Genomic DNA, 26,264 nt, shown 5'->3' on the forward strand with positions numbered 1-26,264 from the left:
AACGCACTTTTGTTAGCTCGCTTCTGAAAACTCTCTAAGTGCACTCATTGCGGCTTCAGCTTTGTCTTTTTGAACGAAGATATGGTCATGGTAATAACCAGCAATCACGTTGGCGCTAATGCCGTATGAGCCTAGCTTGGTGGCAAAGGCAGCAGTTAGTCCCACAGCTTCAAGACTGGAGTGTACCGACAAAGTGATTAGGCTAAATACACCATCGAAATCGAGTTGAGCTTGACGTGCGGCATCCTCAGTGAGCACCAAGGTTAAGCCTTCTTTTTCTCGAAAGGTCGCGATTGGTTCGAGTTGAACATAATCTGCCAATCCCCCGTCTACAGTACAAAAAACGTAATCACCTTCAATGAGCTCTGGTGACATGGACTTTAGCAGAATGTTTAAATCGGTAATGGCGGTCATCGTCTTTTTCCCTGCGTAATCGCGTTTGTTTATGGTGTTGGATAATGCAGCCAAGATAGAATTTAGCTCTGCATAAGTAAAATTAATAATACTTATTCCACATCAGTATTGTTAATGAGAGAGCTTGTCTACCAGCTTGTAGATTGCTCCATCTCGCTAGATAAATGATCGATAAAGGCTCTTAACAGCGGAGTGACTTGCTTTCGGGTTCCGTAAACCGCGTGCACGCCCAGCGTTTTCGGTTTCCATTCAGAGAGAAGAGGAACCAATAGCCCGTTTTCAATTAAGCCTTCCACCGAAGGAAAGGGCAGTAAGCAGATACCGTTGCCTTTGAGTGTGGCAGAAAGCAGAACCTCAGAGGTGTTGGCACTGATATTTCCTTTAATCGGCACAGATTCCAGTCCATTAGGACCATTAAACGTCCACGCGGTTTTACCAAAGTAACTGAATGACAGACAGTTGTGGTGCGCTAAATCTTGTGCGTTTGATGGCGTACCTTTCTCTTTTAGATATTGAGGCGATGCGCAAATCACCGAGCGACATTCACCTAGCTGCTTAGCGACAATATTGGGTGTCAGTTCGTTGGTTATACGAATCGCCAAGTCAATCCGTGACTCAACAAGATTGACCGTTTGATCGGTAGAAACGATATCAATCGAGACCTCTGGCCATTTATCGATGAAGCGACCGATCACGTCCATCAAGAAGCTATCGACAATCGAATAACTCGCGGTAATACGCAGTTGGCCTTTCAAGTGCTCGCGGCTTTGGTTTCTGATACCTGCTAACGATGCTTCAAGGGCAAGCAGTTCTCTTGCGACTTCTAGTGTTTCTTTCCCTGCACTGGTTAAGCTCAAGCTTCGAGTGGTTCTATGAAGCAAACGCGTGTCCATCCAGCTTTCGAGTTCCCCCAAATAGCGCGTGACTTTGGTTCGAGATAGATCAAGGTGCTCTGCTGCTGCACTCAAACTGCCACGCTCAACGATGGTGACAAAAACGTTCATTGCCTCGAGTTTATCCATTGTTCTAATTACCCAATGATTTTTGAATCTAATAGTTACCGGAAAATTAGTATATGTCCGAAAATCGCAACAGTGAAAGTTAATTTGATGTCTATTTCATCTAAATCCAATCAAATAAGATGTTTACACACTCAATGAGTTGGCAGGCGTTCAGCTCGAAATAATGGAATCAAGCTATGAAAAAGTTATCTAAAATTCTTCTATCGAGAACCACGCTTTTAGGAACCCTGAGCCTAGGAGCAATGTTGGCAGCATCGAGTGTTGTCTCTGCTGCTGAACTAAACATCACTCATTACAATCCGGGTGAAAACGCGATATTCCCCGCAAGCTCTGTGTTGGTCGCTGGTGAGAAGGAAGTGATTTTGTTTGATGCGCAATTTAGTGTCGCTGATGGAAAAAATCTTGTGGAGCAAATCAAAGCCACTGGTAAAGAGTTGTCGATGGTTTACATCAGCAGCGGCGACCCAGATTTCTACTTTGGCTTAGAACCGATTGTTGCGGCATTTCCAAACGTCGAGATCGTTGCCAGTGAAGCGGTTGTTGCACATATCAAACGCACTAAAGATGCAAAGCTCGAATACTGGGGCCCAATCTTAGAAGACAACGCACCGTCTAAAGTCATTGTTCCAACCGTGCTTAACGACACCACGCTGAGCATAGAAGGTAAAACTATCGAAGTGAGAGAAATCAATACACACCAAGCTTATCTGTGGGTTCCATCTGAAAAGACCGTGTTTGGTGGTGTGTCGGTTTATAGCGGTGTGCATGTATGGATGGCAGATACTGCATCGAACGAGATTCGTAGCCAGTGGTCACAATCATTAGATCGCATGAAAGCACTTGAGCCTGAAGTTGTCATTCCGGGTCACTACTTAGGTGAAATGCCAACGGGTACTAATGGCGTTCAATTTACATTGGATTACGTGGCTGATATTGAAAAGGCGTTAGCAAGCACAAGCAATCCAACGTCTGTAGATATCAGTGATTACATGAAGACAGCTTACCCGCAATTTAAGGCAACGGAAGGCGACCTAGAACTGGGTGCTAAAGTGTTAAGCGGTGAGATGGAGTGGCACTAAGTTCATTATCTCGGTTGTATCTCAGAAAAGCTTGAAGATTGTGTGCTAGATTTAAGTTGATACACAACTGGAGATATCGATGATCTGGCTTTCGGTGAAGGTACTACAGATTGGACTTGTCTACGGATACAGGAAGTATCAAAAAACGAAAAGAGCGCCAGTTTAGGGGCTCTTTTTTTGTTTTCCAAGTAAAGTCATTTTATGTTGAGTAGGATTGAAAGAAATGGCGTATTTATCCGGTTTAATAGTCAGTATCTAAATTGACTCTGAAATGTCACATCATTAAAAAGCGAATTTATGTTGAAAATCGAACCCATTACCCCTCACATCGGTGCTCGTATTCATGGAGTCAATCTCGCGACATGCAGTGCGACTGAACTTGATGAGGTTTATAAGGCGCTTCTAACCCATCAAGTGATTTTTCTGGATGATCAAACCCTTTCGCCAGAACAGCATTTGATGATTGCACAGCGATTTGGACAACTCGAACCAGCGCATCCGTTTTTTCCTCGCGTCGAACATGTACCTCAAGTGAGCGTAATAGAAACAACGCGTGGCAATGCGCCGATGGAAAGTTATTGGCATACCGACTTAACCTGGCGAAAATTGCCATCGAAAGCGTCGTTGTTGCAAGCCCAACATATTCCAAGCGTAGGCGGGGATACGATTTGGTGTTCGATGACTGCTGTATTTGATTCATTAGATGAAGATATGAAAGCAAAACTGAGAGGCTTATCAGCGACGCATTCGCTGGTGGCTTTTGAAGGTATAGAGTCGGATCAGATTGAGCTTGATTGGCATAAGTCGTTAATCAAAACGGCTCAAGAAAATCCCCCAGTGATTCACTCGGTTGTTCAAATTCACCCTGAAACGGGTAAAGAGACACTCTATATCAATGAACAGTTTACTCGTTATATCAACGAGCTCGACCGACAAGAGAGCGATGTTTTACTTAACCAACTGTTCGAAATTGCACGACGCCCTGAGTTTCAAGTTCGTTTCAAATGGGACAAGGGAACAATGGCTATTTGGGATAACAGAGTAACGCAGCATTACGCGGTAATTGATTACGGCGACACGCCAAGAAAAATGCACAGAGTCACGGTGACTTAGCTTACGTAAGTTTTGGGTAAATTGAGGCCAAGCAGCATACGACTAAATATTTTGACTCATAGGTCAATGTGATTTATTTTTAGCGCTAATGTTCAACTCAATACAAATAAGGAGGATTTTTATGAAAGTGTGTAAATTTAACTTTGCGCATATTTTTTGGTACGACCAAAACTCAAGTTTTAACACTATCGTGCTGCGATAACCAAAACTTGAGCGAAGCATTTAAAACTAAACTTCTATAGAGTTTCTTCACTCTAGTTTACTTGGTTGTTGTCAGCAAATGACGACAGCGCGTTCGTGCGCTTGAAACTTGAGTAAACAAATGACTACATTAATATCTACATCATCCATTTCTTACGATCTAACATCATGCCGCTTATTTGATGGGCTTTCTTTCACCATTAAAAAGGGTGACCGTATTGGCCTAATTGGCAGCAATGGGTGTGGGAAAAGCACCTTACTACGTCTATTAAACAAAGACTTACCTGACTATATCGGCAGTGTGTCTTTTGCCTCTTATGCTGAAGTCGCGCTTATTGAGCAACATCTGCCTAAACGCCTGTTGAGCATGTCGATGCTTGATGCTGTTATCGATAATCTCCCATCTGAGATCCAACTCTCTGAGCAATGGCGCGCTCAAATCATCTTGTCTAACTTAGGTTTTGACGAAAGCTATTGGGGTCAGTCAATTGAGACCTTAAGTGGTGGTCAATACGCGCGAGTCTTGGTGGCAAGAGCCTTAATTGTCGAACCTGATGTTCTACTGTTAGATGAACCGAGTAACCACTTAGATTTGCCAACCTTGCTTTGGTTAGAGCAATTTCTGATGGATTGGAAAGGCACCTTTGTTATGGTGTCACATGACCAAAGGCTACTCGACCATGTGACCAATTGTACTTGGGTGTTACGTGACAAAAAGCTGCAATACTTCAGCCAAACCTGCACTGAAGCAAGAAAGGCGCTAGAAGAAAAAGATCGCGCTGACGCTGAAAGACAAGAGGTGGAACAAAAAGAGATTAACCGCATTGAAAAGAGTGCGCAGCGATTAGCTATTTGGGGTAGGGATTTCGATAACGAAGGTCTAGCACGCAAAGCCAAAAGTATGGAGAAACGTGCTGCTGGTTTACGAACGACCATGACGCGTTTGGATACGATTGAACCATGGACGCTAAGTCTCTCTGGTGAGTCAATGAAAGCTAACCGCTTACTTGAATTAGCATCGGTGCCAATCGCAGCCGCGCAAGACCAAGCGCCTTTGTTTGAAGTTTTGTTCCAGCAGGTAAAGAGCGGTGACCGAGTCGCTATTTTAGGCAAGAACGGCGCAGGTAAGTCTTCATTGTTGAAGGTGTTATGGGCAAGTTATCAAGCTTCTCAACTTGAAGATAATGGCTATTTCCATCCGCAAGCTGAAGTCGGTTATTACGACCAAAGCTTGAACCAATTGTGCGATGAGCACTCATTAATAGACTCGCTGTACCCGTTTTATCCTGTGTCGCAGGAAGCAAGAAAAATGGCTCTGATCAGTGCTGGTTTTTCTTATGAAAGACACGATCAAAAGATCGCAGAATTAAGCGGTGGCGAGCGCTCTCGTTTACTGTTTGTCGGGCTATCTTTGGCTAAGTATCACTTCTTGTTATTGGATGAACCAACGAACCATCTTGATATTGAAGGTAAGGAAGAGTTAGCGCATTGCTTGACTCATTTTGAAGGAGGGCTGTTGTTAGTCAGCCATGATCGAGAACTCATCGAGAGTTCATGTAATCGATTCTGGTATATCAATGACGGTCAACTGGTGGAAATGACTTACCTAGACGCGGTTTATGACGCCATGTCTGTCGGTAATCAAGTTGATAACTTAGAGGTGGGAGGGGAAACTCCAGGCACTGTGTTATCACGATCTACGGTGAGTGAAAATCAACACTCTGAGCTAGTTCAAAATGATGATGAGTTGCTGTTGGAAAGGCTGTTAGAGTTGGAAGAGTTACTAACACAAGACCAGTCACGCAAAGCGAAACACCAGAAGCCAGATCTGCAACAAAAATGGCAGCAAGAAATAGTAACTATCAATATGAAATTGGAGCTTAGTTAGCTTTACATATCAGTTAGTTTTACATATCAAGTAGTTGTAAATTTCAATTAGCTGCGTGTGTCAGTTTGCTGAACATCTTGGTTAGCTACGCACGCCAGTTGATTCGATATAACATTGATGAGTTGTGCGTGCTCGGCTGTGATCGCTGAGCACTCATAACCAAAGGGTCTTTATCTATTCAGAATCGGCCAAAGGTTCTTTAGTTATTCTGAATCCGCTAAAGGCTTTTGTTACTTTTATCAGTATTTATACTGACTCCAAATTCAAGTTTAAAAGCAAATACCTTCATATATATTTGATTGAAACCTCATTGCTCGGAGGCGATGTGTAATATAATCCGTGACAAAATATAAGAACAAAAATTAATTCATAGAATTTGTAAACGTTAGGGCTTAGTTAATAAAGTATTCCGTATGAACGCTATTCGCAAAGTTTACCAGTACGCAGAACCAAACCTTACTCTCGTCGGATGGATGGGCTTTGTCGGCTTTCCGATCTATTACGTTGTATGGGAGTTTTTGTTCCCTCAACCCTATGAAAACTTATCGCTGCGTCTCGCTTGTTCTGTATTATTCTTCGGCATTATTTTTCGTAATCGTGTCCCATTTGACTGGCGCAAATACCTTCCTGCTTATTATCAAGTTGCGATAACCCTCTGCTTACCGTGCTTCTTCTTCTACATGTTGCTGATGAACAATTGGTCCAACGTTTGGGTCATGTCTTTCATGTCGGCCATATTCCTGCATATCTTGTTGGTGCACGTAACTAAAGTCATGTTCGCTCAGACCTTTGCCGGAATCGGAATTGCGACGTTTTGTGCGTGGGTGGCACAAGGCTTCTATCTAGAACTCACAATGGACTGGACACATGTGCCAATCTTTTTGTTTATCTACTTATTCGGTAACTTGTTCTACTTTCGCAATCAGGTGGAACACGAGAACAAGGTGTCATTGGCGAAATCTTTTGGGGCTGGTATTGCCCATGAGATGCGAAACCCATTAAGTGGCTTGTTGACCTCTATCGATGTCATGCAGTCCATATTGCCGAACCCCAAAAGTGGCGACCATAAAGGGCAATACGCGCTGAGCAATGAAGAAGTTATCCAGTTGCGTGAAGTGGGGGATGAGGCGATGGAGATTATTCACTCAGGTAACGAGACGATTGACCTGTTGCTGACTTCAATTGATGAAAACCGCGTGTCTCGTTCAACATTCAAAAAGCATTCAGCGCAAGCGGTGGTTGAGGATGCAATAGACAGCTTTAACTACAAGCGTTCAGCCGATAAATCTGCGATATCTTTGGATGTACAAAGCGATTTTGATTTCTTGGGCAGTGACACCTTGCTGAAGTACGTCATGTATAACTTATTCAAGAACGCATTCCATCATCGCAGCCCAGAAGATTTTCATATTCATGTCACGATGTGTAGTGATGAAGTGACCAATCAAATCATGGTCACCGATAACGGTGCGGGTATTTCAAGTGAGTTGATTCGACGCATTTTCCAAGATTTTTATACCACGGGCCAATCGGGTAATTACGGACTGGGTTTACCATTTTGTAAGAAGGTGATGCGTTCGTTTGGTGGTGAGATTAAGTGTCAGTCGGAAGTGGAACAATGGACGCAGTTTACGATGACGTTCCCATCTTTGGCTTCAAATACAGTGAAAGAGATCAAGAGTGAGCTCACTAAGCTGAAGACGGTGTTGATGGTGAGCGACCAGAAGATTCTGACCAGTAAAATGACCGAGATATCGCGTTTTATGGGCTTTGAACTCGCCGTCTTAGATGTCGCATCTGCACTTAAGAACAAGGAGTACCAGTTCGAATTCGATCTGATTTTCGTTGATATGGAGAGCTTGGACTTACGAGCCAGTAGCCTCGAGAGGATTGAGTCACTGCTTTCGTTCACTGAAGCGCGAATCATCTATCTGTATGAGCATCATCCTATTAAGCGTGTACGTAACGTTTCTTTCGAGCCGATTTGGGTAGAAACACAAGTTTGGCTGCTTAATACTAAAGCGACCATCGACCGCTTACTTTTCGATTCCAATTACGTGATGCCAGCTGCGCCGACAAAACCGCTAGAGGCTGCGAATAAGCGAACGATTATGGTGGTGGATGACAACGAATCTTTGCGCCGTTTTACTGCGATGTTACTGGAAAAGCAGGGTTTTGATGTTGTGCAGAAAGAAGATGGCCAACAAGCATTAGACGCGTTGGATAGCGACGAGATCGACTTGATACTGATGGATATCGAAATGCCCATCATGGATGGTGTGGAAGCTTCTCGCCGAATTCGAGGTGCTAATAAAGCGTACTCTTCGGTGCCAATCATTGCTCACACAGGTGACAGTTCCCCCGTCACTTTGGAGAAAATGGAATCGTCAGGTATGTCAGATTTTATCGTTAAACCGGCAGATAAAAACCGACTGTTCGATAAGATTGCTCACTGGATTTAGTGAATGCCATAAGCTGAAGCTCACGGCCATTTTGTCAGCGAACACAGACACAAGAAAGAGCTCAGCGAATTGCTGGGCTCTTTTTGTTTAGCGACATGATAGCGTCCATTCAGTCCTGCCGTTTGTTGTTTATAGGATGGGTGTGTATAGAGTTATACGAACTCTAACTCTGGGTGATGGTACGCTTCGTGACAAACCGTGAGCACATGGTCAATGTCTCGCGGTGTCAGGTCGGCATTCACTGAAAATCGGATGATGTTCTTGTTCTTGCCCGTAGCGGGGCGGCAGAACACTGCACCGAACACATCACGTTCTTCAAGGAAATCGCGTACTCGCTCTGTATTCCTCTCATTACCGCACTCCAACGCAACGATTTGAGATTCGCTACGGATGTTAAAGCCAATCCGCTTGAGGCCTGTGGTGAGCGATTTAGAGCGTTCAAATAATGCTTTTCGTTTATCTTCTGCACCTTTAATCACCTCCAAGGTTTTCTCTAAACGAATCACTTCTTGCGGCAACACAGTTGAGCTAAAAATCGCTGGGTATGCGACAAACGGCAAGGTATCTGATAGCTGTTTAGGCCCGAGGATTGCGCCTGCGCGATAAGCAAAGGCTTTGGCCAAGCTGACGGTGATAAAGTCGACTTGATTAGTGAGCCCAAGAGCTTGCACTAAGCCAGCACCATTCTCTCCATGAGTGCCCAGTGAATGCGATTCATCAACGATGACGGCGCAATCAAACTTTTGCGCCATTTCGTAGATGTCGCGGAGTGGGGCAATGGTGCCTATAGTGCTGTAGACCGAGTCGACGACAATCACACCAGAGCCATGACGTTCCAGTTGCTTACGTAAGTGACTCGTATTGTTATGCATAAATGGATGGGCGATTGCACCAGCAGCGCGAATGCCTTCCCATAGCGACATGTGTGCAAAAAAGTCGATATACACAGGCGTATCTGGCGGACAAATAGTTTGAAGTAACCCAATATTGGCCGCCCAGCCAGATTGAGAAAGCAAGCAACTTTCCATTCCCACATAGCTTGCGAGTTCGGTTTCAAACGCAGGTTTAGACTCTTCATCTTGCAGGAAAATAGCCGACATCACCACGTTGTCATTGTGTTCACTGATCGCTTCTCGGTGAGCTTGTTGGATCGGCTTGTTGTGTGACAGGGCTAGATAATCATTGCTCTGCATGACAACAGCGTTGCGCGGTGGACGTTTACCTAAAACCAAGTGTTTCTGGCTTTGGTTCTGGGTAATCAGGTCTTGAATATAGAAGTTCAAGCGTTCTTCAATAAAGGAAGGTAATGGTTTTTTTTTGGTTTTATCACTCATAATAGTTCTCTTCAAATACAGGATAACGCCAGCGCTGACGGTTGTATATTGACGACAAAAAGTGATGTGTCATTAGCTAAGTTGCATAATTTTGTGGGTGCTTGCAAACTCAGTATTTATGGGTTTTGAGGCGATTGAATTTCCTTACGGTACGGGGCTTTAGCGTAGGTTTAATCGGAATAATAGCCTCTCCCTTTATGACAAATAGCTATGAAAAAGTTATCAATAAAAGCGATCAAAGAAGGCCATGATAAAGTCGAAGTCAAACAACTAATACGCACCAATGATGAGCAAATCAGATTGGGTAAGGCTAACCGTTCACGCATTGGTGGATAAGCCTAATCAAGTCATCCAACTGTTGCTTGGCTTCCCCCTCAAGCGAATAACCAAAATTGATGCGTAGGCAGTTGCTGTAGAGATCGAGCGTGCTGAACAGATGTCCGAGCCTGATATCAAGATTCTGTTTAGCCACCGCTTGAGCAAAAGTTTGCTGGTTCAAATTTGGGATTTGCAACCAGAGCACCATGCCACCTTGTGGGTTACTTATTTTTACGTCTTGAGGAAGGTGTTGGGCTAGATAACTGAGGTATTGCTGGCGCAACGAAAGGATCTGAGTACATCTTCTTCTAACGTGTTTAGCGTATTGGCCAGATTCGATGAAGTCAGCAACCGCAAGCTGAGTGGGTAGGGCAACACCGTAGCTCGCGGCAGAAAATTGAGCCTTGTACTCGTCTAAATATCTTCCCGGCAAGCACCAGCCTAAACGATAACTTGGCGACAGGCTTTTCGATACCGAACCACACCACAGAACGTATCCACCTTTGTCATAGTATTTTGCAGGCAGTGGTGTGTGTGAAGAATATGAGAGCTCTAGATACACATCATCCTCAATGATTGGTACTCGATAGTGATTCGCCAATTCAGCCAGTTTTTGTTTTTGACTAGCAGACATATTGATCCCCTGAGGATTCATATGTGAGGTACAAAAGATAGCGGCATCCACACGTTTATTTTTCAGGTGTGTTTCCAGTTGTTGTAGGTCGACACCATCATCCAAAGACGGGATCTCAATGATCTGGCGTGACATCTTGCCAAGCAACTCCAGAATACCGTTAAAACAAGGTGAGCTGATGGCAATGGTGTCACCTTCTTTGGTACACGATTCAAGAGCAGCTTTAATTGCCGACATGCAGCCAGCAGTGATCACCATTTCTTCAGGTGAAAAGTGCACATCGAGCTTGGCGAAGTGGGTAGATAAAGCCTGTCTTAACATCGGCTCGCCCTGTGTATCTGGATAATGGTTGAGTCTGTTACCCATGCGTTTGATAGAGCGACGGAAACTACGTTCTAGTTCTACAATCGATTGTTCATCATTGGTGGTGCTAGAGACCCCTAAAGGCCCATTGATAGAATTGTGGGTCGATGAAGTTTGTCTAACTCTGGAGACCTTACTTTCAAACTGTACCCACTCAGGTGTTGAATGAACAGGCTTGTGAGGCGAGACAAAATAGCCCGCTTGCGGTCGAGAATGAATCCAACCTTGTGACTCTAGTTCTTGGTAACAGCTCACTACGGTCGACATGCTGATGGCTTGTTGTTTAGCTAATTGACGCAGCGAAGGCATGCGCCCACCTTCGGGTCTTTTCCCCGTTTCAATCTCATCAATAAATTGATTAGCAAGCTTTCTGTAGATACTCATGGTCACGACCGTTGTTAACTGTACTGGTTTTTATTGTAAAAATTGTATCTGTACTGTTTTTATTGATCAAGGGATACTCTTTCAAAACAAAGGAGGGGTCAATATGAAAAGAAATGATTTGTTGTTAGCGGTGTTCGTGATGGCAATTTGGGGATTCAATTTCTCGATGATAAAGATGGGTGTGACCAATGTTCATCCGTTGTTGGCAACGGCCGCGCGTTTCTCGCTAGCGGTGATTCCAGTGATATTTTTTGTTGCGAGACCTAAGGTCGCTTGGCGTTATTTAGTGAGTTATGGCTTTGTATTTGGCGTGGGCATTTGGGGCATGGCTTCATGGTCAATCACCGCTGGGCTCTCATCGGGGCTTTCATCGGTGTTGCTTTCAACCAATGTGCTAATTGGTATGGCCGTTGGAGTATGGGTTTTCAAAGAAAGTGCGTCGGTACGCAAGTTAATGGGTGCGATGTTAGCGATGTGCGCGTTGGCTGTGTTGGTTTCCGCAGCAACGGGCAATGTGACACTCAATGGCGTTATCTTGATTATGATCGCAGCGTGCAGTTGGACGTTAATGGGCGTGATTGTTAAAGCGTCTAAGACCACTCAGGCTTTTGCGTTCAACGTGTGGGGCATGCTGTTTGCGCCAGTTCCATTAGTGTTGTTTGCCGTGATGTTACACGGTGACCAAATTATCTGGCAGGGGATTGAGCAGTGGGATTGGAACACGACGATTGCGGTGTTGTTTCAAGCTTACCCAACCACGCTATTTGGTTACTGGGTGTGGAATAAATTGCTAATCCAATACCCGTTAAGCACGACCGCGCCGTTAACCTTGCTAGTGCCAATCTTCGCATTGATTAGTGGCTACTTTATGTATGACGAGGTGCTGTCAGTTGCTCAAGTGGTTGCATCGGTACTGTTTCTAGTTGGTATCGGTTTGATTGTGAAGCCGGCGGGATCTGGTACTGCCAAGTTAGTGGGAAAAGTAGTAAAGCAGTCGTAAACATGTGTTTGATGGCCAATACACATAGAGGTCATCGCATTACAGTCCAGTTTAAATACAAAGGCCCCGCAACTGCGAGGCCTTGTAAAGTAATGGTTTAGCGATGATTGATCACGTTTCCTAATCATTGAGTCAAACATTAATCTAATGTCGAAAGCTCTTGTTTGTATTCCTCAACCTTTGCTTTTTCTTCGGATATTTTTCTTTGGTACTTAGCGACCTTGTCGTCTTCGTTGAAGTCTTGCGCTTCTTGAAGTTCCTCTTTGTACTCTACGATTTCTTCTTGCGCGTCTTCAATGTCATCGATTAACTCTGATTTTAATTCTTCGTTGGTACAGTATGTATTTACTTGGTCCAAAGCGTCTGTCAGTCCTTCTAGCTTGTTGTCATATCCGTTGGCTTTGGCGATCTCAATTTTCATTTCAATCTCACACGCTTTTTTCTCACAACCAATCTTTTGTGAGCAGTCAGAAGCGAAAGTTGACAATGGAAGAAGGAGTAAAGGTAATAGTACTTTGATTGTGTGTTTTGACATTTTGGTCGCCTAAGCTGATTCATTAAAAGGATGCGGTACGCACTCTATAGGAGGAACGTGATTGAGACTATATCGTTTAGCTATCAGAAAAAGACCAATGATATACCGAACTTTTTCGTTCAACATTAAGTGCTTGCCATATGAACTATAGACCATTGAGTCCAACACTTAAAAGTACGCCTTGTTGAGTTAATGGTTCGATTTAAAGAGTGGTTAGTTTTCTGAGATAGTTTAGATAATTTTATTTGCTCTCATTGATTAACTGACTAAGCATTGAATCAGGTGGTTTTCTAGGTCACTGTCGATGCTCTGACCAATCACCTCAATTCTGGTTTCAATGCACTCATCCAACTCACACTCTGTTAGACCATCTTCCGTAAGGTTGTAACCAAAGATACCGCTTTGAGTAATGAACACCGCTTTCATTCGTTCGGCTTTGAGCCCAACTAATACATTAAGCAATTGCTGACGGTCGAACAGTTGGTCAGCCGCGAATCGCCAACCAATACTTTCAAACCCTTCACCTTGGTTACTCGCCTTTATCATGCCGCTTTCTGGCATCGGCAATTCAGAAGCGAGTGGCTTATCATTTTTATGAGCGTGGTGGTGATGGTGCTCATGAGCTTGATGGAGGTAAAAGTTGGTGTTTCCATCGAACTCATAGGAAGGGATCTTACCTTGATGAGCGAATATGAGTTTAGTGTCCGGGTGACAAACCTGTGCGACGTACTCAGCCAGTTTTTCTGCATCGCCACTTTTGTAGAGATCGACTTTATTACCCACAACGGTATCGGCAATGGTGATTTGCTGATTGAAAGTATCATGTTCAGAATAGCGCGTGTCAGAAAGCTTGCGGGCATCAACCAAAGTAATGTTCTTCTGCAGTGACAACACTTTACGATAGTGCTCTGAAGACAAGACTTCTAGCACTTCTTTAGGGTGACCAAGCCCAGTTGGCTCAATCAATAAGCGATCAGGTTTTGCTTCTGACAATAGTTGGTTCAGTGCGATCTGCATCGGTAAGCCCGCCGCGCAACACATACAACCGCCAGGTACTTCACGAATAAATACTTGTTTTTTACTGTCGTTCCCTTGGATCAAACTGCCATCAACGCCAATTTCTCCAAATTCGTTCACCAAGACAGCCCAGCGTTCATCTGCTGGTTTGTTTTTCAATAGGTTGAGAATCGCCGAGGTTTTCCCCACGCCGAGAAAGCCAGTAATGATGTTGGTCGGAACACCTAAGATAGGCGTTTTATCAGAGCTCATTGGCAATTCTCCGGTAACCTTGAACAAGGGTATGGTTTGCTGAAACCACCGATTCTGAAAACGCAGAGTACTCAGGTGGGACCTTTGAGATACTGTTCAAATCGAACCCTGAACCGATGTTAGTCATTGGTGGGACATGGAAGCCTTCAGGTAAGTCGTGTCCGTCTATCACACAGTTGTGGCGAATTACGCAGCCTTTGCCAATCACCGCATTAAAGACTACGGAGTTGAAGCCAATAAAGACGTCGTCACAGACCTTACAAGGGCCATGAATAATCGAGCGGTGGGCGATGGACGAGCGTTCACCAATGGTCACCGCGGCACCTGCTTTTGAATGAATAACCACGCCATCTTGGATATTGGTATCACGCTTAATCACGATGGCTTCCATGTCACCTTTTTCGTTGACCTCGTCGGCGCGAATGACGGCGTAGGGGCCAATAAACACGTTATCTTCAATGATGACTTTGCCACAGATGATGGCCGTTGGGTCAATGAAGGCGGTTTCCGAGACATTCGGCATGTGGCCACTAGGGTTTCTTCTTAACATATTGAGCTCTTTTATTTTTTCGTAATGCTACTGGGTTGCCACCATTGATGGAGCTGGGCATTTATGTATCGACGCATTCATCACATACGCAGTTAATCTCTAATTGAGGGCTGACTACAGTGAATCCTTCCTTCTTAGCGTGGGATTGAAGTCCATTAATCGTGGCAGGGTCGATGGTTTGCTCACTGATTTTGTCGCACTTTGAGCAAATTAAAAATTGAGGAATACCATGCTCATGTTCGCAAAGGATATGGTCGCAGAGTATGTATTTGTTAGAGACTTTAAGTTTGTGCGCTAAGTGTTGATCTTCAAGAAACTCCAATACCCGATAAACCGACATTGCTTGAACATGCTGATCAAGGTGCTCTTTACAATATTCAACGATTTCATACGCAGAAAGTGCTTTGTTGGCGTGTATCAAGGCTCGCAGTATCAGCTGTCGTTTTGCCGTAAATTGTTTGCCACTGACTTTGCAGCCTTGTTTTACATGCTCAATGATTTCTTCGATATCTCTCATTCAATCCACAAAACTAGAAATTATGTAGATATGTTATAACATATCATTTTATTGTGAGAAACAAACTTTGTTGTCATTGTTTAGGGTTACTACTCAGGGAGATGATCGATATATGTTCTGGATTGGGTACGCAGCGAGGAGGTTCGCCACGCAATAAGAGCGAAGGAATTACTACGGGATAATGAGCGTACTGAACTGTTCCTAAACCAAGTTTATTGGCTTTTTGAGTGTTGGGTGGAAAATACCCTTGGCACCCATATCGACAATGGCATAGTCGTTTAACCCTTCGGTCATTCGACTGCGTGATTGGCTGAGTTTTACTGTCTTTAACATTAATTTTTCAAGTTTAAGGTTGTAGTCTTTAAATTCTTCTTCGGTCAGCCTAAATTTGGTCGTAATAAAGTAAGCTTGTTTGTTGTCAGCATTAATATATTGCACCGCTTGTTTCAGTGCATCGATGACTTGATTCTTGAAGGTTGCGCTAAATCGAGCGTGTTCAGAGAAAGCCGTATTTGAAGGCACAATGACATGGAACTTCAAGTCGAATAACATCGCAATCAGTTTTAGCTGTTCAAGCTTTCTTAGGTAGATATGCAGTGAAGGTTTGTTTAAGTCAAAACGAGCCATTAATTGTTGAGCATTTGCCCCTTCATTAACGATCTCTTGAAAAATCGTAAACAGCGCGGGCTCTTCACAAAAGGCCGCATCTTGTTCATCAGTAAATAGTGAGGTCGAGGCCAATGATTCTTCTGCCTCAGAGAGAATTGCGGATAGAGGGCGTTGAATTAATTCGCATATCTTTTGTAACTTGAGAATGGAAAGCGATTGATGGCCATTAAGAAGCCGTTTGATACTCACTTCAGACATTTCAGTGAACTCTGAAACCTCTTTATAAGAGATGCCTGCCTTTTTTAAATGCCGTTTTACAACGCTACAAATTTCTCGGTTGAGCGTATCCATCACTTTATCCTGTTACTTATTTATACCCTCAATGTATCACATAGTGTCACTTTTGTTATTTGTTTTGAATGGGAAGGTGCTATTAACGATACTAGTTTAGATGGTTAATACTACTTTGAGAGATTACGATGGATTTGGGATTAGATAATATCAATGTTGTTGTTACAGGGGGCTCGAGCGGAATTGGGGCGAAAATAGTGGAAGGGTTTGCCAACGAAAGAGCGAACATTTGGTTTTGTGGTCGTTCTCAACATCGAATCGATAGGTTGTATGAGCTGCTCGGAAACAAGGCGGAACGAGTTGTTGGCAAGGTAGTTGACGCCCATGATCCGGCTCAAATGAAAGCTTGGATTGCGTCTATTCCTCGTATCGATGTTTTTGTTCCTAACGTGAGTGCACTTTCTGATGAATGGGAAGATGTACTGCAAAAGGACATTGGTGCAACGCAGCATGCCATTACATTGGTTTTACCCAAATTGCTTGAATCGGATTACGCCGCAATCACCTATATTGGATCGAAAGCGAGCGGATATACCGCTTGTCACGCTAATGCTTATGGGGCCGGAAAGGCCGCGCTTGCGCATTACATGAAATCTCTGGCTTTGACCTACGTCCGTAAGGTAAGGGTTAATACCGTTTCACCGGGAGATACTTATATTGCTGATGGCCTTTGGGGGAGGTGTAAGCGTGAAGATCCGGAGACCTTCCAGAAAGTTCTCGAAAGAAACCCAATGGGCCGATTGGCAAACCCTGATGAAGTTGCCAACGTGGTAACCTTTATTTCTAGTCCTGCTGCGAGTTTTGTTTCTGGAGCAAACTGGTACGTAGATGGAGCATCGACCAGCCATGTTCAATACTAGCTGTATTGGTTAGGTTGTTTATGCATAGGTGAGCTTTATTAGGTTAACTTCTAAACAAGTAACTCCGTGGGAAAGCGTAATTCAGTAAGGTTTTATTCAGGCCAATTCGAATTAAATTCTGAAATGATACAAATCTCATATTTAATAACGCTTATTTAGTAACCTCTGTTGAGTCTCGTATCAAATCAAGTGGCTGATTTTATTGGGTATCGGAGAAAAGTCTCAAAAATTATTATTTAGGTCGCTAAAGTTTTAAATTCTGCATATCTTTACTTTTATGAAATATAACTCCATTTGATGGCTGTTGAGTAGATGGTTTTTAGCTATATATGTGAAATTTTAAGCGAGTTATCTTTCTGATTTGAAAGAATAATTAAATAGTTGAGATAAAAAAGTTGGCGAAAATCAGAAGCTTGGCATACACTTTCCTTGTAAATGACCTTATCTCATTGATTGAATAGGGTAAATGCTTTGGCGCTACTGGCGATGGTAGCAATGTTTAACATAGCTTTGAGGAAAGTTTTATGGCACTCACGAAGGCCGATTTGGCTGAGAACCTGTTTGAGACACTCGGATACAGCAAGCGGGATGCCAAGGAAACGGTTGAAGTGTTTTTCGAAGAAGTTCGTAAAGCACTCGAAAATGGCGAACAGGTAAAACTGTCTGGTTTTGGTAATTTTGATCTTCGCGAGAAAAACGAGCGACCTGGTCGTAACCCGAAAACTGGTGAAGACATTCCAATTTCTGCTCGACGTGTTGTTACTTTTAGACCGGGACAAAAACTAAAGGCCCGTGTCGAGAATATTAAAATCGAGAAGTAGCCAAGCAATAGACCACGCCTAGCGTGGTCTTTTTGTATCTGGCTCATTTTAACCTCCAGTAATCGTCTCACTTCAAACATCTCTTTGGTACAAGAACAGTACCGTTTCCTATGCGCGTATCTTAAGTCTATTAGATCCTCTCGTTTCGACACATCTTGTTCGCTCCCTGAATTTCATCTCTTATACTTTGCTTTTTGTCTGATCCCTTTTCAGGTTAACCCCATCATTTCTGCGTTACATACCTTTTTCTAAGCCGTACTTCTTTCATTAAATCTCACACTAACGGTGTCTTTGTTGCCTCACTCATAGCCGGGCCGGTGATCGTTTAGTTTTAATAAACGAAGGTTAAATATGTTTGAATTTAAATAAACAAATCAATTTGATTTAATGCGCGACATTAACAATCACTTAACCTATTTAACCGTTCAAATACTAAGGATAAACCTTGCGACAAGCCTTTCTAGCTTTGATATTGCTCCTTATGCCTGTGGCAGTCACAGCAGCGGAGTATCAGCAAATAGCGAATATGTGTATTGCCTGTCACGGTAGCGACGAAGATACATCATATCCTTCGATTCCCAATTTGAAATGGCAAAACAAGGTTTACCTTACAGAACAGTTGTCGAACTTTAAGAGTGGTAAACGCAAAGACAAAACCATGTCTAAAGTGGCTCAACTTTTGTCTGAAGACGATATCGAGAAACTAGCCAACTACTTTTACACACTGAATCAAAAAGGGTCACCTCAATGAGTTTAGACAGAAGACAATTTCTTAAAGCTGCGCTTTCCGCTACTGCCGTTTCTGCATTGCCGGTTTCTTGGGTATTTGCGGCTAATCGACCTGAAGATTTGGCAGCACTCGATATCAACGCGTTAACGTGGGCAAAAGCCGAAGATCTTCCTGATTACTACACTGTTTTGAATACCAACCCCCTGAATGCCTACCCACCAGAAAGTATGCTTGCTCCAGCAATCACACCTGCAGATGTTCCTTTTGTTCGATGGAATGGCTTGATGCCAGATTTTGCAGAAATGGATCCTGAGACTTGGACTTTTGAAGTGAAAGGCGAGTCAGTGAAAGAAAGTAAAACTTACACGCTTGCAGAGCTTAAATCCAAGTTTAAACATCATACTCAGAGCCTTGTGTTGGAGTGTGGTGGTAACAGTCGCAATAACTTCTATCCAAGTACCAAGGGGAACCAATGGAGTAACGCAGGCGTTTATTGTTCGCAATGGACCGGTGTCTTGCTCAGTGATGTTCTTAAAGATTGTGGTATTAAAGACGATGCGGTTTACGTAGGAAATCATGGCTTTGATAAGCACTTAAGTGGTAAAGGCGAAGCCATCTCTCGCGGTGTACCTATTGCGGCTGCAATGAATGATAACGCATTGATTGCATGGGAAATGAATGGAGAGCCTATTCCATACCTTCATGGCTTCCCACTTCGAACCGTGTTTGGTGGGCGTCCAGCCTCGGTCTCTCAGAAGTGCACCACAGGCATTAGTATTCGTAACAAAATTCATGACGGTCATAAGATGGCAGCACCTGCTTATCAAGTGCCAAAACATCCGATAGCACCAGGCGAAAAAGTCGATAACAAAGACTTCCGAATCATTGAAGAGATGATCGTGAAATCGTTAATTACTTCACCAAAGAGCGGGACTGAGTTTTCGCTTGGTAAAAAAGTCACGGTCAGCGGTCATGCTTGGGCTGGACTAAGAACCGTTGAGAAGCTGCAAGTGAGTTACGACTACGGTACTACTTGGCACGATGCAAAGCTTAATAGACCCGTCAATAAAGGAGCATGGCAGCAATGGGAGGCCGATCTCGAACTTCCAATGACGGGCTATTACGAGATTTGGGCAAAAGCGACGGACAGCGAAGGCCACAGTCAGCCCGTTGTGCAACCGCAATGGAATCCGAAAGGCTATTTGTTCAATGGTTGTCACCGTATTGCAGTTCGAGTGTCGTGATGAAGCAAATTAACGATAAGCCTCTTTGTGATAACCCTACGCACGCCAACTCTGCTCACGCTCGGTTTACAGATGTAAGCAAGCGTTCTTACCGCAAAGGCATAGTGAGAGCGGCACTGGTGTGCAGCTTGTTAACATCGATGCTCGTACATGCCGATGAGATTCCAGAAAATCCAAAAGAGTATTACGGTGTAGACAAGACATCTGGGCTAATTATGGCTCCAGGCTGGGAAGTGGTGAATGGCCAGTGTAATGCGTGTCACACCAGCCTAATCGTGGCTCAAAACAGCGGCACTAGAGAGCAGTGGCGAGAGACGATTCAATGGATGGTTGATACTCAAGGCTTGTGGGACTTGTCTGATACGTGGGATCCAGTACTGGATTACCTGAGCACTTACTACCAAGACAAAGGCATCGACATGAACAAGTATCGTCGTAAGCCTATTGATGGTGCCTTGATGCCACCAATGCCGGGAGCGCATAAATGACGACAAATTCAATGACGTTAGTGTCTATATTTCTGGCGCCTGCGATTGCCGTTCTATTGCTTTCTGCATGCTCTGATGAACATTCCGAATCTGACACTCGGGTAGTGCCCAAAATTGACGTTGAGCTAGAAAAAGCGGAGCCTTATATACCAAGTTTGGTTGCGGGCGAGAAACTTGCTCAGAACCTTTGTAGTCAGTGCCATGGTGACAAGATCATTCCCTTCGTACAATCTTATCCAAACATCAAAGGTCAGAAAGCTGGGTATATTCTTAAGCAGCTGCGTGATTTTAAAAGTGATGAACGCCAAGATTTGTACATGCAGTCGGTGGTGAAACACCTTTCGAATGAAGACTTACAAGACGCGGCTGCGTTTTACAATACGTTAAGACCCTTGGATTTGTATAACCGCTCTAAAGAGTATTATCACCAATAGTTTGGAACTGAGAGGTTGTGCCAGACAAGTCAGGATTTACTTATCAAACAAGAATTAAAAAGGGCTGCGAGTGCAGCCCTTTTGATGTCTATCGGTATTATGCGGTTTGCGTTATGCCGCTTTAATGTGCGTTGTAATGTATGGCTGCCATGCTTGTTGGTAAAGCTCTAGAGATTGGCGTCTAAGGCTGTTGATTTGTGCCGCTTCGATGTCGTTAATCGGACGTTTTTCTGCAATCGCGTGACGCTCAATGCCTTGGATGATTTCGTAAAGCTCGTGTTCAGGACCACTTTTCACATCAGCGATAGCTCTCAAGTGAAGCTGAACTTCGGCAATAACATTGGTTTTAGGTAAACGAACCAAAAGGTTCAAATCACGGTAGCCAGAATCAGCCGGTGATTTGAATTTGTTTTTTACTTTTACCACATCCGCTTCGCGGCTTAGTGCTTCGTAAACTTCGACCAAGCTTTCAACATCGTTAGCGATGATGGTTGCACGGGCTAAGTCGGTAATTCTTGATACATCGCCATTTAACTCAAGGTCGATTTTTTCTTCTGCTCGTGCTTGAGATTTAACGCCAGCAAAGAGTGCGTCTGAGTTAGTCAGTAGGGCGGTACTTTTACAGATGGTTTCTAGTTCAGCCTGAGCTTGATGAGCTTTGCTGTACAGAATATCGAAGTCGGTATAAGGCTGAGTCGGACGTGAGTCGAATGCTTTGATGCCGTATAAGCCGCTAAGGCTGTGGCGGAATACGTTTGATGAAACTTGGTTTTGCGCAGGAGTGCGCGATTGATCAGTTGAACTCGTTGAAACAGGTGCTGCTGCGAATGCAGGCGCTCGGCTCAATACTAGAAGCATTAGGGCCGTCGTACGGAGAAATACACTCATTCAAACTCCAAAATACAAGGTTACAAAAACGGGTAATCAAAAGGGGTAACCAGTAACGCATAAGAGTAAAAACAGCTTAACTACACTAACCAATCTCGCTATATATTAGATGGGGTTAGTTAAGACCGAAACCAACTCTAACGTTTAATATTGCTTTAAAATGTGAAGATATAGACAAATCATTTAAGCGTTTGTTCCCAAATTTTGAGAACTTTGAACCTCGGCAATCTTCTTTGTTAACTCGCGTCGTTTTCAAGTTTGAATCAAGCGAAGGTTGCTCTTACTTCTCTATACTGTACCCTTGCATTATGACTGTTTAACATGAACGAAAGATGAATAATCCTGAATTTTGGCACAATAAATGGGCAGCCAATCAAATTGGTTTCCACCTTGAAGATGTAAATCCACTTCTTATCGAGTTTTGGCAAAAGACCAACCCCAGTTACGACAAGAGTGTCTTCGTGCCTCTGTGTGGCAAGAGTGAAGATTTGATTTGGTTAGCGACCAAGCATGAAGAGGTTCAAGGTGTCGAGTTAAGTCAGATTGCGGTTCGCGCATTTTTCTCTGAGCACTTATACACGCCGACAGTGACTCAAATCAGTGGTCAACATGAGCTTTATCAATTCGATGAGTTGAGTGTTTACACCGGTGACTACTTCACTGCGCCCATTCAACCAGTCGACACCATTTATGATCGCGCGTCTTTAGTCGCATTGCCTGAAGAGATGCGAGTGCAGTATGTAGAGCGTTTGAAACAACTGCTGAAACCGGGTGGTAAGATCCTTCTGGTAACTCTGGATTACGACCAAAGCGAGATGGCAGGGCCTCCGTTTAGCGTACCTAAGCTAGAGATCGATCAGTTGTTTACTGGTTATAAGATCACTTTGTTGAATCAAGATATCGCAGACGATGAACACCCTAAGATTGCGAAGAAAGGCTTGTCACGATTCAGTGAAGAAGTGTATTTGATTGAGTCAGAAGCTTAAGCGCAGTGAGCTTTCAAGCGAAAAGACGGCTTCAATAAAAAAGATAACACCAACAAAAAGACGGGCTCAATGGCCCGTCTTTTTTATTGTTCAGATTTGACTCTTGATTGTTCAGAATTGAATAGCTGGTTAGTAAATCACTTTTACTTTTGCAGCGCTTTCAATCGCATCTTCGATTGCTGTCTCTGTGCTATTACGGCGAGTAAGCGCCACACCAAGACGACGGCGACCATCAATATCAGGCTTACCAAACAGACGAACTTGCGTTTGTGGTGCATCTAGCGCTTCTTCAAGACCTTCAAAACGGATGTTCGTCGATGTGCCTTGACCTAAGATAACCGCTGATGCGCATGGGCCATACTGAGTAATTGATTTGATTGGCATACCCGTAAAGGCGCGAACGTGTAGTACGAATTCCGACGAATCTTGAGACATCAAAGTAACCAAGCCTGTATCGTGTGGGCGAGGGGAGACTTCATTGAAGATTACGTGATCGCCTTTAACGAACAACTCAACACCGAAGATACCGTGACCACCTAACGCGTTAACCACTTGCTCTGCCGTGTATTGCGCTGCTTTCAGAGCGTTGTCTGACATGACTTGTGGCTGCCATGATTCACGGTAGTCACCGTCTTCTTGGCGGTGGCCGATTGGTGCACAGAAATGAACACCGTCGACTGCGCGAACGGTTAGTAGCGTGATTTCGTAATCAAAGTCGATGAAACCTTCAACGATCACACGGCCCGCGCCAGTACGACCACCTTCTTGTGCGTAGTCCCAAGATTTTTGGATGTCTTCTTGTGTTTTGATAACACTTTGACCTTTACCTGATGAACTCATTACTGGTTTCACAACACAAGGCATACCTACGAATTCAACAGCGGATGAGAAATCTTCGAAGGTGTCTGCGAAGCGGTAAGGGGACGTGCTCAGTTTCAACTCTTCTGCCGCTAGACGACGGATACCTTCGCGGTTCATGGTTAGCTTGGTTGCATTCGCAGTTGGAACGACATTCAAACCTTGTGCTTCTAGCTCAACTAACTTGCTGGTGGCAATAGCTTCGATTTCAGGAACCACGTAATCAGGTTTTTCTCGTTCGATGATAGCTTGAAGTGCATCACCATCTAACATGTCTAGTACATGGCTACGATGTGCGACTTGCATCGCTGGTGCGTCTGCATAGCGGTCACATGCAATAACTTCTAAACCTAAACGTTGGCACTCAATAGCAACTTCTTTACCCAGTTCACCTGAACCTAATAGAAGTACACGAGTAGCATTTTCACGAGTAGCGGTACCAAACATAGAAATTCCTTCCGATCTTTTGAACGATTGATTGAAAACGGGGTGATCATACTTATTTGAAGAATAAAAGCAAACGTTTGCGTGGCTTGTGGCGTGAATTAGAAGCATAAAAAAAGCAGCCCTGTAAAATAGGGCTGCTTATTTAAAATATTGTTAACTACATGTACTTAAATTGCTAAGTAAGTCACTGGAATGTCGGGGTTAATCGCTTCCAACGTCGATTGAGTATCCGCTAAATGGCTAATGCTGCCATCCGCGATTTCAACCAAGGCTGCGTTTTCAATCTGTTCGAAATCGAAGCCAGCCAATTTCAGTTGAACAAGTGCGACTTGTAGTGGCGGTAGGCTAGGGTTGAATGCTGCGTTTTCTGCGTATGCACCCGTAAAGATTTCGCCAGTTGTTAGCTGTAGTGAAACGCCGCTTAGATTTTTAGTATATGGCGCATGGCTACGGTTTAATGCTGCTAGTGCGCTTACCACAACAGGGCTAGTTTCTTCTGACGTGTACTGGTGATCCAGCTTAGTCATTAGGCCAGTAGTAATACCCAAATCAGCAGGGCCGAAAGAGTCAGGTAGGTATTCTTGCAATGACATTTCATCACGTTGTGGTAGTTGAACTTTAAGTTCTTTTGCCGTCGTCAGTTCGTTCATGAACTGGCGACAGTGACCACAAGGGCTGAAGTTGATCGTGATATCAGAAAGGCCTTCTTCACCCTTCATCCATGCATGGCTGATGGCTGATTGTTCAGCATGAACCGTTTGACCAAGTTGTGCACCAGCAATTTCCAAGTTTGCACCGAAGTACAAGCGACCAGATAGGCCACGCACGATGGCACCAACATAGAATTCAGAAAGCGGCGCATAAGAGTATGCTGCTGCAATTGGCAGTAAAGCTAGGCGAGCTTCTTTGTCAGAAAGGCCGCTTGCGTCCAACAAGCATTGAAACTGCTCTTTAGAGATAGTGGCGTCAAAGTTGTCTGCTAATACGATGTCACTCAAAAGCGCTTTCATTGATGTTGGAGCACTTTCCAGCGCCAGGGTAATACGACTGTTCATGTTGAATCCTTAATTGACCTTAGGCTTTAATTCTATGCAATGCTCAGGATTTTTCTGTGACAACTATCACTATTGTATTGTTGTTGTTACATTGGTTTGCATAATTAGAGTGAGGTCACAGATGAAATCGATTGCAACGACAAAAACTACCATTGATATCGCACTTATTGCTTGAAATTGAGTTTGGTTTGTCTCGTATTGATGAATAAATGAGAGAAAAAAGCCCAAGCCATCACTGAAATAATCAGGTTATGCTTGGGCTTATTGATATCTGTAACGCTTAAAAGTCGCGAACCAGTGAGTCTAGCGATTTACCCACTTATCTATTAGAGCGCGTATAAACCGTAATCAAAGTGGTTAAGAATAGAACCAAACTACAAGCGAAAATATACTCGGTGCGATAATCGAGGTAATGACGCCACAGAGAACAAGCGCTAGAGAACTGAATGCCGCATCTTCTTGGTTCTTTTCAGCACATGTCGCAGTGCCTAATGCGTGAGATACCGTGCCCATGGTTAACCCTCTGGCGATTGGGCTCTTAATACCAATCAGGTTATAGATTGGGTAAGCAAAAATTGCCCCAAACAGACCAACAATCAAAACCAGAATCGCAGCAATAGCCGCTTCACCACCTAAATGACTTGAGACTTCCATTGCTATAGGTGTAGTGACCGATTTACCCAGTAGGCTGGCAATTAGGCTCAGATCTGCTTTAAAGGCGACCGCAATCAATGCTGTTGTTGTCATCGACATCACACTGCCCAGCGTGCAAGCAAAGGTGATGATGCGCCAGTTCGCTCGAATTTGAGGTAACTGTTCATATAGCGGATAAGCAAGCGCCACAACCGCAGGCTGAAGCATGTAAGTAATCCAAGTGTTGTCTGCGTAGTAGGTCTCGAAAGGAACCTTGAAGAACAACAGAATAGGAATAATGATGCCAATGCTGATCAGTAAAGGGTTGCACAGCGGTGAGTTCACTTTCTGGCTTACCCAGCGAGCAAACAGGAACACTACAATAGTGAGTAGAATCCACATGATTATTTACCTCTCGAAAGCAAGCGGTCTAAGAACCATGATAGAGACACCAATACGATCAGCGTTCCGCCAACTGCACTTGCCATAATTGGTAGTGCATTGGCGATAAGCATGTCGAAGTGATCCATTAATCCAACACTGATTGGGACGAACAATAAGATCATCAAACGAATAATCAGACTGGCTCCGGGTTGTACCCAATGTGAAGGGACGATACCTATCACCATGGCAGTAAATAGGATCAACATGCCAAAGATACTGCCTGGGATAGAGGTCTCTAGATATTGTTGTAACGCGTTGCCTGCAGTGAGAGCACCTATGATTAAGGTGAAGGAGATTAAGCAGTAAACGAGTTTGATCAATCTTTCTTTCAAA

At 43.9% G+C, this 26,264-nt stretch carries 26 protein-coding genes; 12 read left to right on the top strand and 14 right to left on the bottom strand.

The features are described from left to right. Nucleotides 1-12: 12 nt before the first annotated feature. Together OW495_RS01260 and OW495_RS01265 are read right to left on the bottom strand one after the other, a co-directional pair. On the bottom strand, nucleotides 13-414 hold the full coding sequence (locus OW495_RS01260) for an ACT domain-containing protein (RefSeq protein WP_065103672.1): 402 nt from the start codon (nucleotides 412-414) through the stop codon (nucleotides 13-15). 128 nt (nucleotides 415-542) lie between these two features. Further along, nucleotides 543-1,436 (bottom strand): LysR family transcriptional regulator, encoded by an 894-nt coding sequence (locus OW495_RS01265; protein ID WP_065103671.1) that lies wholly within the window; start codon nucleotides 1,434-1,436, stop codon nucleotides 543-545. Nucleotides 1,437-1,612: 176 nt separating this feature from the next. Between OW495_RS01265 and OW495_RS01270 the strand changes: the two genes are divergently transcribed. The 4 genes from OW495_RS01270 (at nucleotide 1,613) to OW495_RS01285 (ending at nucleotide 8,179) form a co-directional block, all read left to right on the top strand. After that, nucleotides 1,613-2,515 (top strand): Vmh family MBL fold metallo-hydrolase, encoded by a 903-nt coding sequence (locus OW495_RS01270; RefSeq protein ID WP_065103670.1) that lies wholly within the window; start codon nucleotides 1,613-1,615, stop codon nucleotides 2,513-2,515. A 297-nt stretch (nucleotides 2,516-2,812) separates the two neighbouring features. Then, on the top strand, nucleotides 2,813-3,628 hold the full coding sequence (locus OW495_RS01275; RefSeq protein WP_102513840.1) for a TauD/TfdA family dioxygenase: 816 nt from the start codon (nucleotides 2,813-2,815) through the stop codon (nucleotides 3,626-3,628). A gap of 322 nt (nucleotides 3,629-3,950) precedes the next feature. Then, nucleotides 3,951-5,717 carry an ABC-F family ATP-binding cassette domain-containing protein gene (locus OW495_RS01280; protein WP_102513841.1) on the top strand — a complete coding sequence of 589 codons (1,767 nt, stop codon included), beginning with the start codon at nucleotides 3,951-3,953 and terminating at the stop codon, nucleotides 5,715-5,717. Nucleotides 5,718-6,130: 413 nt separating this feature from the next. Continuing rightward, a complete protein-coding gene (locus tag OW495_RS01285) occupies nucleotides 6,131-8,179 on the top strand; it encodes a hybrid sensor histidine kinase/response regulator (RefSeq protein WP_102513842.1) in 2,049 nt (682 codons plus the stop codon). 152 nt (nucleotides 8,180-8,331) lie between these two features. Here OW495_RS01285 and cqsA read toward each other — a convergent pair whose 3' ends face one another. Both cqsA and OW495_RS01295 read right to left on the bottom strand, forming a co-directional pair. Beyond that, nucleotides 8,332-9,513 (bottom strand): alpha-hydroxyketone-type quorum-sensing autoinducer synthase, encoded by a 1,182-nt coding sequence (gene cqsA / locus OW495_RS01290; RefSeq protein WP_102513843.1) that lies wholly within the window; start codon nucleotides 9,511-9,513, stop codon nucleotides 8,332-8,334. Between the two features lie 310 nt (nucleotides 9,514-9,823). Further along, entirely contained in the window at nucleotides 9,824-11,212 is a 1,389-nt protein-coding gene (locus tag OW495_RS01295) for a PLP-dependent aminotransferase family protein (RefSeq protein ID WP_102513844.1), read from the bottom strand. A 103-nt stretch (nucleotides 11,213-11,315) separates the two neighbouring features. Here OW495_RS01295 and OW495_RS01300 point away from each other — a divergent pair, with 103 nt between their 5' ends. Then, nucleotides 11,316-12,212: an EamA family transporter gene (locus OW495_RS01300; protein ID WP_102513845.1), complete on the top strand. Its 897-nt coding sequence runs from the start codon at nucleotides 11,316-11,318 to the stop codon at nucleotides 12,210-12,212. 139 nt (nucleotides 12,213-12,351) lie between these two features. On the opposite strand, the gene OW495_RS01305 is transcribed toward OW495_RS01300, so the two are convergent. From OW495_RS01305 to OW495_RS01325, 5 genes are all read right to left on the bottom strand, one after another. Further along, nucleotides 12,352-12,747: a DUF1090 domain-containing protein gene (locus tag OW495_RS01305; RefSeq protein WP_102278525.1), complete on the bottom strand. Its 396-nt coding sequence runs from the start codon at nucleotides 12,745-12,747 to the stop codon at nucleotides 12,352-12,354. A gap of 258 nt (nucleotides 12,748-13,005) precedes the next feature. Next, nucleotides 13,006-14,016 carry a GTP-binding protein gene (locus OW495_RS01310; RefSeq protein WP_289884544.1) on the bottom strand — a complete coding sequence of 337 codons (1,011 nt, stop codon included), beginning with the start codon at nucleotides 14,014-14,016 and terminating at the stop codon, nucleotides 13,006-13,008. Then, on the bottom strand, nucleotides 14,006-14,566 hold the full coding sequence (locus tag OW495_RS01315) for a carbonate dehydratase (RefSeq protein ID WP_289884545.1): 561 nt from the start codon (nucleotides 14,564-14,566) through the stop codon (nucleotides 14,006-14,008). Before OW495_RS01315 ends, OW495_RS01310 begins: the two co-directional genes overlap by 11 nt. A 61-nt stretch (nucleotides 14,567-14,627) precedes the next feature. Next, on the bottom strand, nucleotides 14,628-15,083 hold the full coding sequence (locus OW495_RS01320) for a transcriptional repressor (protein ID WP_102307346.1): 456 nt from the start codon (nucleotides 15,081-15,083) through the stop codon (nucleotides 14,628-14,630). A 201-nt stretch (nucleotides 15,084-15,284) separates the two neighbouring features. Next, entirely contained in the window at nucleotides 15,285-16,043 is a 759-nt protein-coding gene (locus OW495_RS01325) for a helix-turn-helix transcriptional regulator (RefSeq protein ID WP_289884546.1), read from the bottom strand. Nucleotides 16,044-16,171: 128 nt separating this feature from the next. Here OW495_RS01325 and OW495_RS01330 point away from each other — a divergent pair, with 128 nt between their 5' ends. The 6 genes from OW495_RS01330 (at nucleotide 16,172) to OW495_RS01355 (ending at nucleotide 20,620) form a co-directional block, all read left to right on the top strand. Continuing rightward, a complete protein-coding gene (locus OW495_RS01330; protein ID WP_289884548.1) occupies nucleotides 16,172-16,903 on the top strand; it encodes an SDR family oxidoreductase in 732 nt (243 codons plus the stop codon). 524 nt (nucleotides 16,904-17,427) lie between these two features. Then, complete coding sequence (gene ihfA / locus OW495_RS01335) at nucleotides 17,428-17,724, top strand: integration host factor subunit alpha (protein ID WP_004734853.1); 297 nt, start codon at nucleotides 17,428-17,430, stop codon at nucleotides 17,722-17,724. 445 nt (nucleotides 17,725-18,169) lie between these two features. Next, nucleotides 18,170-18,475 carry a c-type cytochrome gene (locus OW495_RS01340; RefSeq protein ID WP_102513850.1) on the top strand — a complete coding sequence of 102 codons (306 nt, stop codon included), beginning with the start codon at nucleotides 18,170-18,172 and terminating at the stop codon, nucleotides 18,473-18,475. Then, entirely contained in the window at nucleotides 18,472-19,698 is a 1,227-nt protein-coding gene (locus tag OW495_RS01345; RefSeq protein ID WP_102513851.1) for a molybdopterin-dependent oxidoreductase, read from the top strand. The genes OW495_RS01340 and OW495_RS01345 overlap by 4 nt, the downstream gene beginning before the upstream one ends. Continuing rightward, nucleotides 19,698-20,186 carry a cytochrome C gene (locus OW495_RS01350; RefSeq protein ID WP_102513852.1) on the top strand — a complete coding sequence of 163 codons (489 nt, stop codon included), beginning with the start codon at nucleotides 19,698-19,700 and terminating at the stop codon, nucleotides 20,184-20,186. Before OW495_RS01345 ends, OW495_RS01350 begins: the two co-directional genes overlap by 1 nt. Continuing rightward, nucleotides 20,183-20,620 (top strand): c-type cytochrome, encoded by a 438-nt coding sequence (locus OW495_RS01355; protein ID WP_102513853.1) that lies wholly within the window; start codon nucleotides 20,183-20,185, stop codon nucleotides 20,618-20,620. Before OW495_RS01350 ends, OW495_RS01355 begins: the two co-directional genes overlap by 4 nt. Before the next feature lie 111 nt (nucleotides 20,621-20,731). Here OW495_RS01355 and OW495_RS01360 read toward each other — a convergent pair whose 3' ends face one another. After that, complete coding sequence (locus OW495_RS01360; protein ID WP_076671666.1) at nucleotides 20,732-21,508, bottom strand: RelA/SpoT domain-containing protein; 777 nt, start codon at nucleotides 21,506-21,508, stop codon at nucleotides 20,732-20,734. Nucleotides 21,509-21,840: 332 nt separating this feature from the next. Between OW495_RS01360 and OW495_RS01365 the strand changes: the two genes are divergently transcribed. Continuing rightward, nucleotides 21,841-22,494, top strand: coding sequence for a thiopurine S-methyltransferase (locus tag OW495_RS01365; protein ID WP_102513854.1), 654 nt, complete (start codon nucleotides 21,841-21,843; stop codon nucleotides 22,492-22,494). Nucleotides 22,495-22,623: 129 nt separating this feature from the next. Here OW495_RS01365 and purT read toward each other — a convergent pair whose 3' ends face one another. The 4 genes from purT to OW495_RS01385 all read right to left on the bottom strand — a co-directional run bounded on the left by purT (nucleotide 22,624) and on the right by OW495_RS01385 (nucleotide 26,263). After that, nucleotides 22,624-23,799, bottom strand: a complete 1,176-nt coding sequence (purT, locus tag OW495_RS01370; protein WP_102513855.1) for a formate-dependent phosphoribosylglycinamide formyltransferase — start codon at nucleotides 23,797-23,799, stop codon at nucleotides 22,624-22,626. Between the two features lie 167 nt (nucleotides 23,800-23,966). Then, the gene (gene cdd, locus OW495_RS01375; RefSeq protein WP_017104496.1) at nucleotides 23,967-24,854 is read right to left on the bottom strand and encodes a cytidine deaminase; all 888 of its coding nucleotides are present in this window, start codon (nucleotides 24,852-24,854) and stop codon (nucleotides 23,967-23,969) included. 357 nt (nucleotides 24,855-25,211) lie between these two features. Then, nucleotides 25,212-25,889, bottom strand: coding sequence for an LrgB family protein (locus OW495_RS01380; protein WP_017104495.1), 678 nt, complete (start codon nucleotides 25,887-25,889; stop codon nucleotides 25,212-25,214). Nucleotides 25,890-25,891: 2 nt separating this feature from the next. Next, nucleotides 25,892-26,263 carry a CidA/LrgA family protein gene (locus OW495_RS01385; protein WP_017080643.1) on the bottom strand — a complete coding sequence of 124 codons (372 nt, stop codon included), beginning with the start codon at nucleotides 26,261-26,263 and terminating at the stop codon, nucleotides 25,892-25,894. Between the last annotated feature and the right edge of the window lies 1 nt (nucleotide 26,264).

Source organism: Vibrio sp. 14N.309.X.WAT.E.F5, assembly GCF_030397615.1.
Classification (GTDB): Bacteria; Pseudomonadota; Gammaproteobacteria; order Enterobacterales; family Vibrionaceae; genus Vibrio; species Vibrio lentus.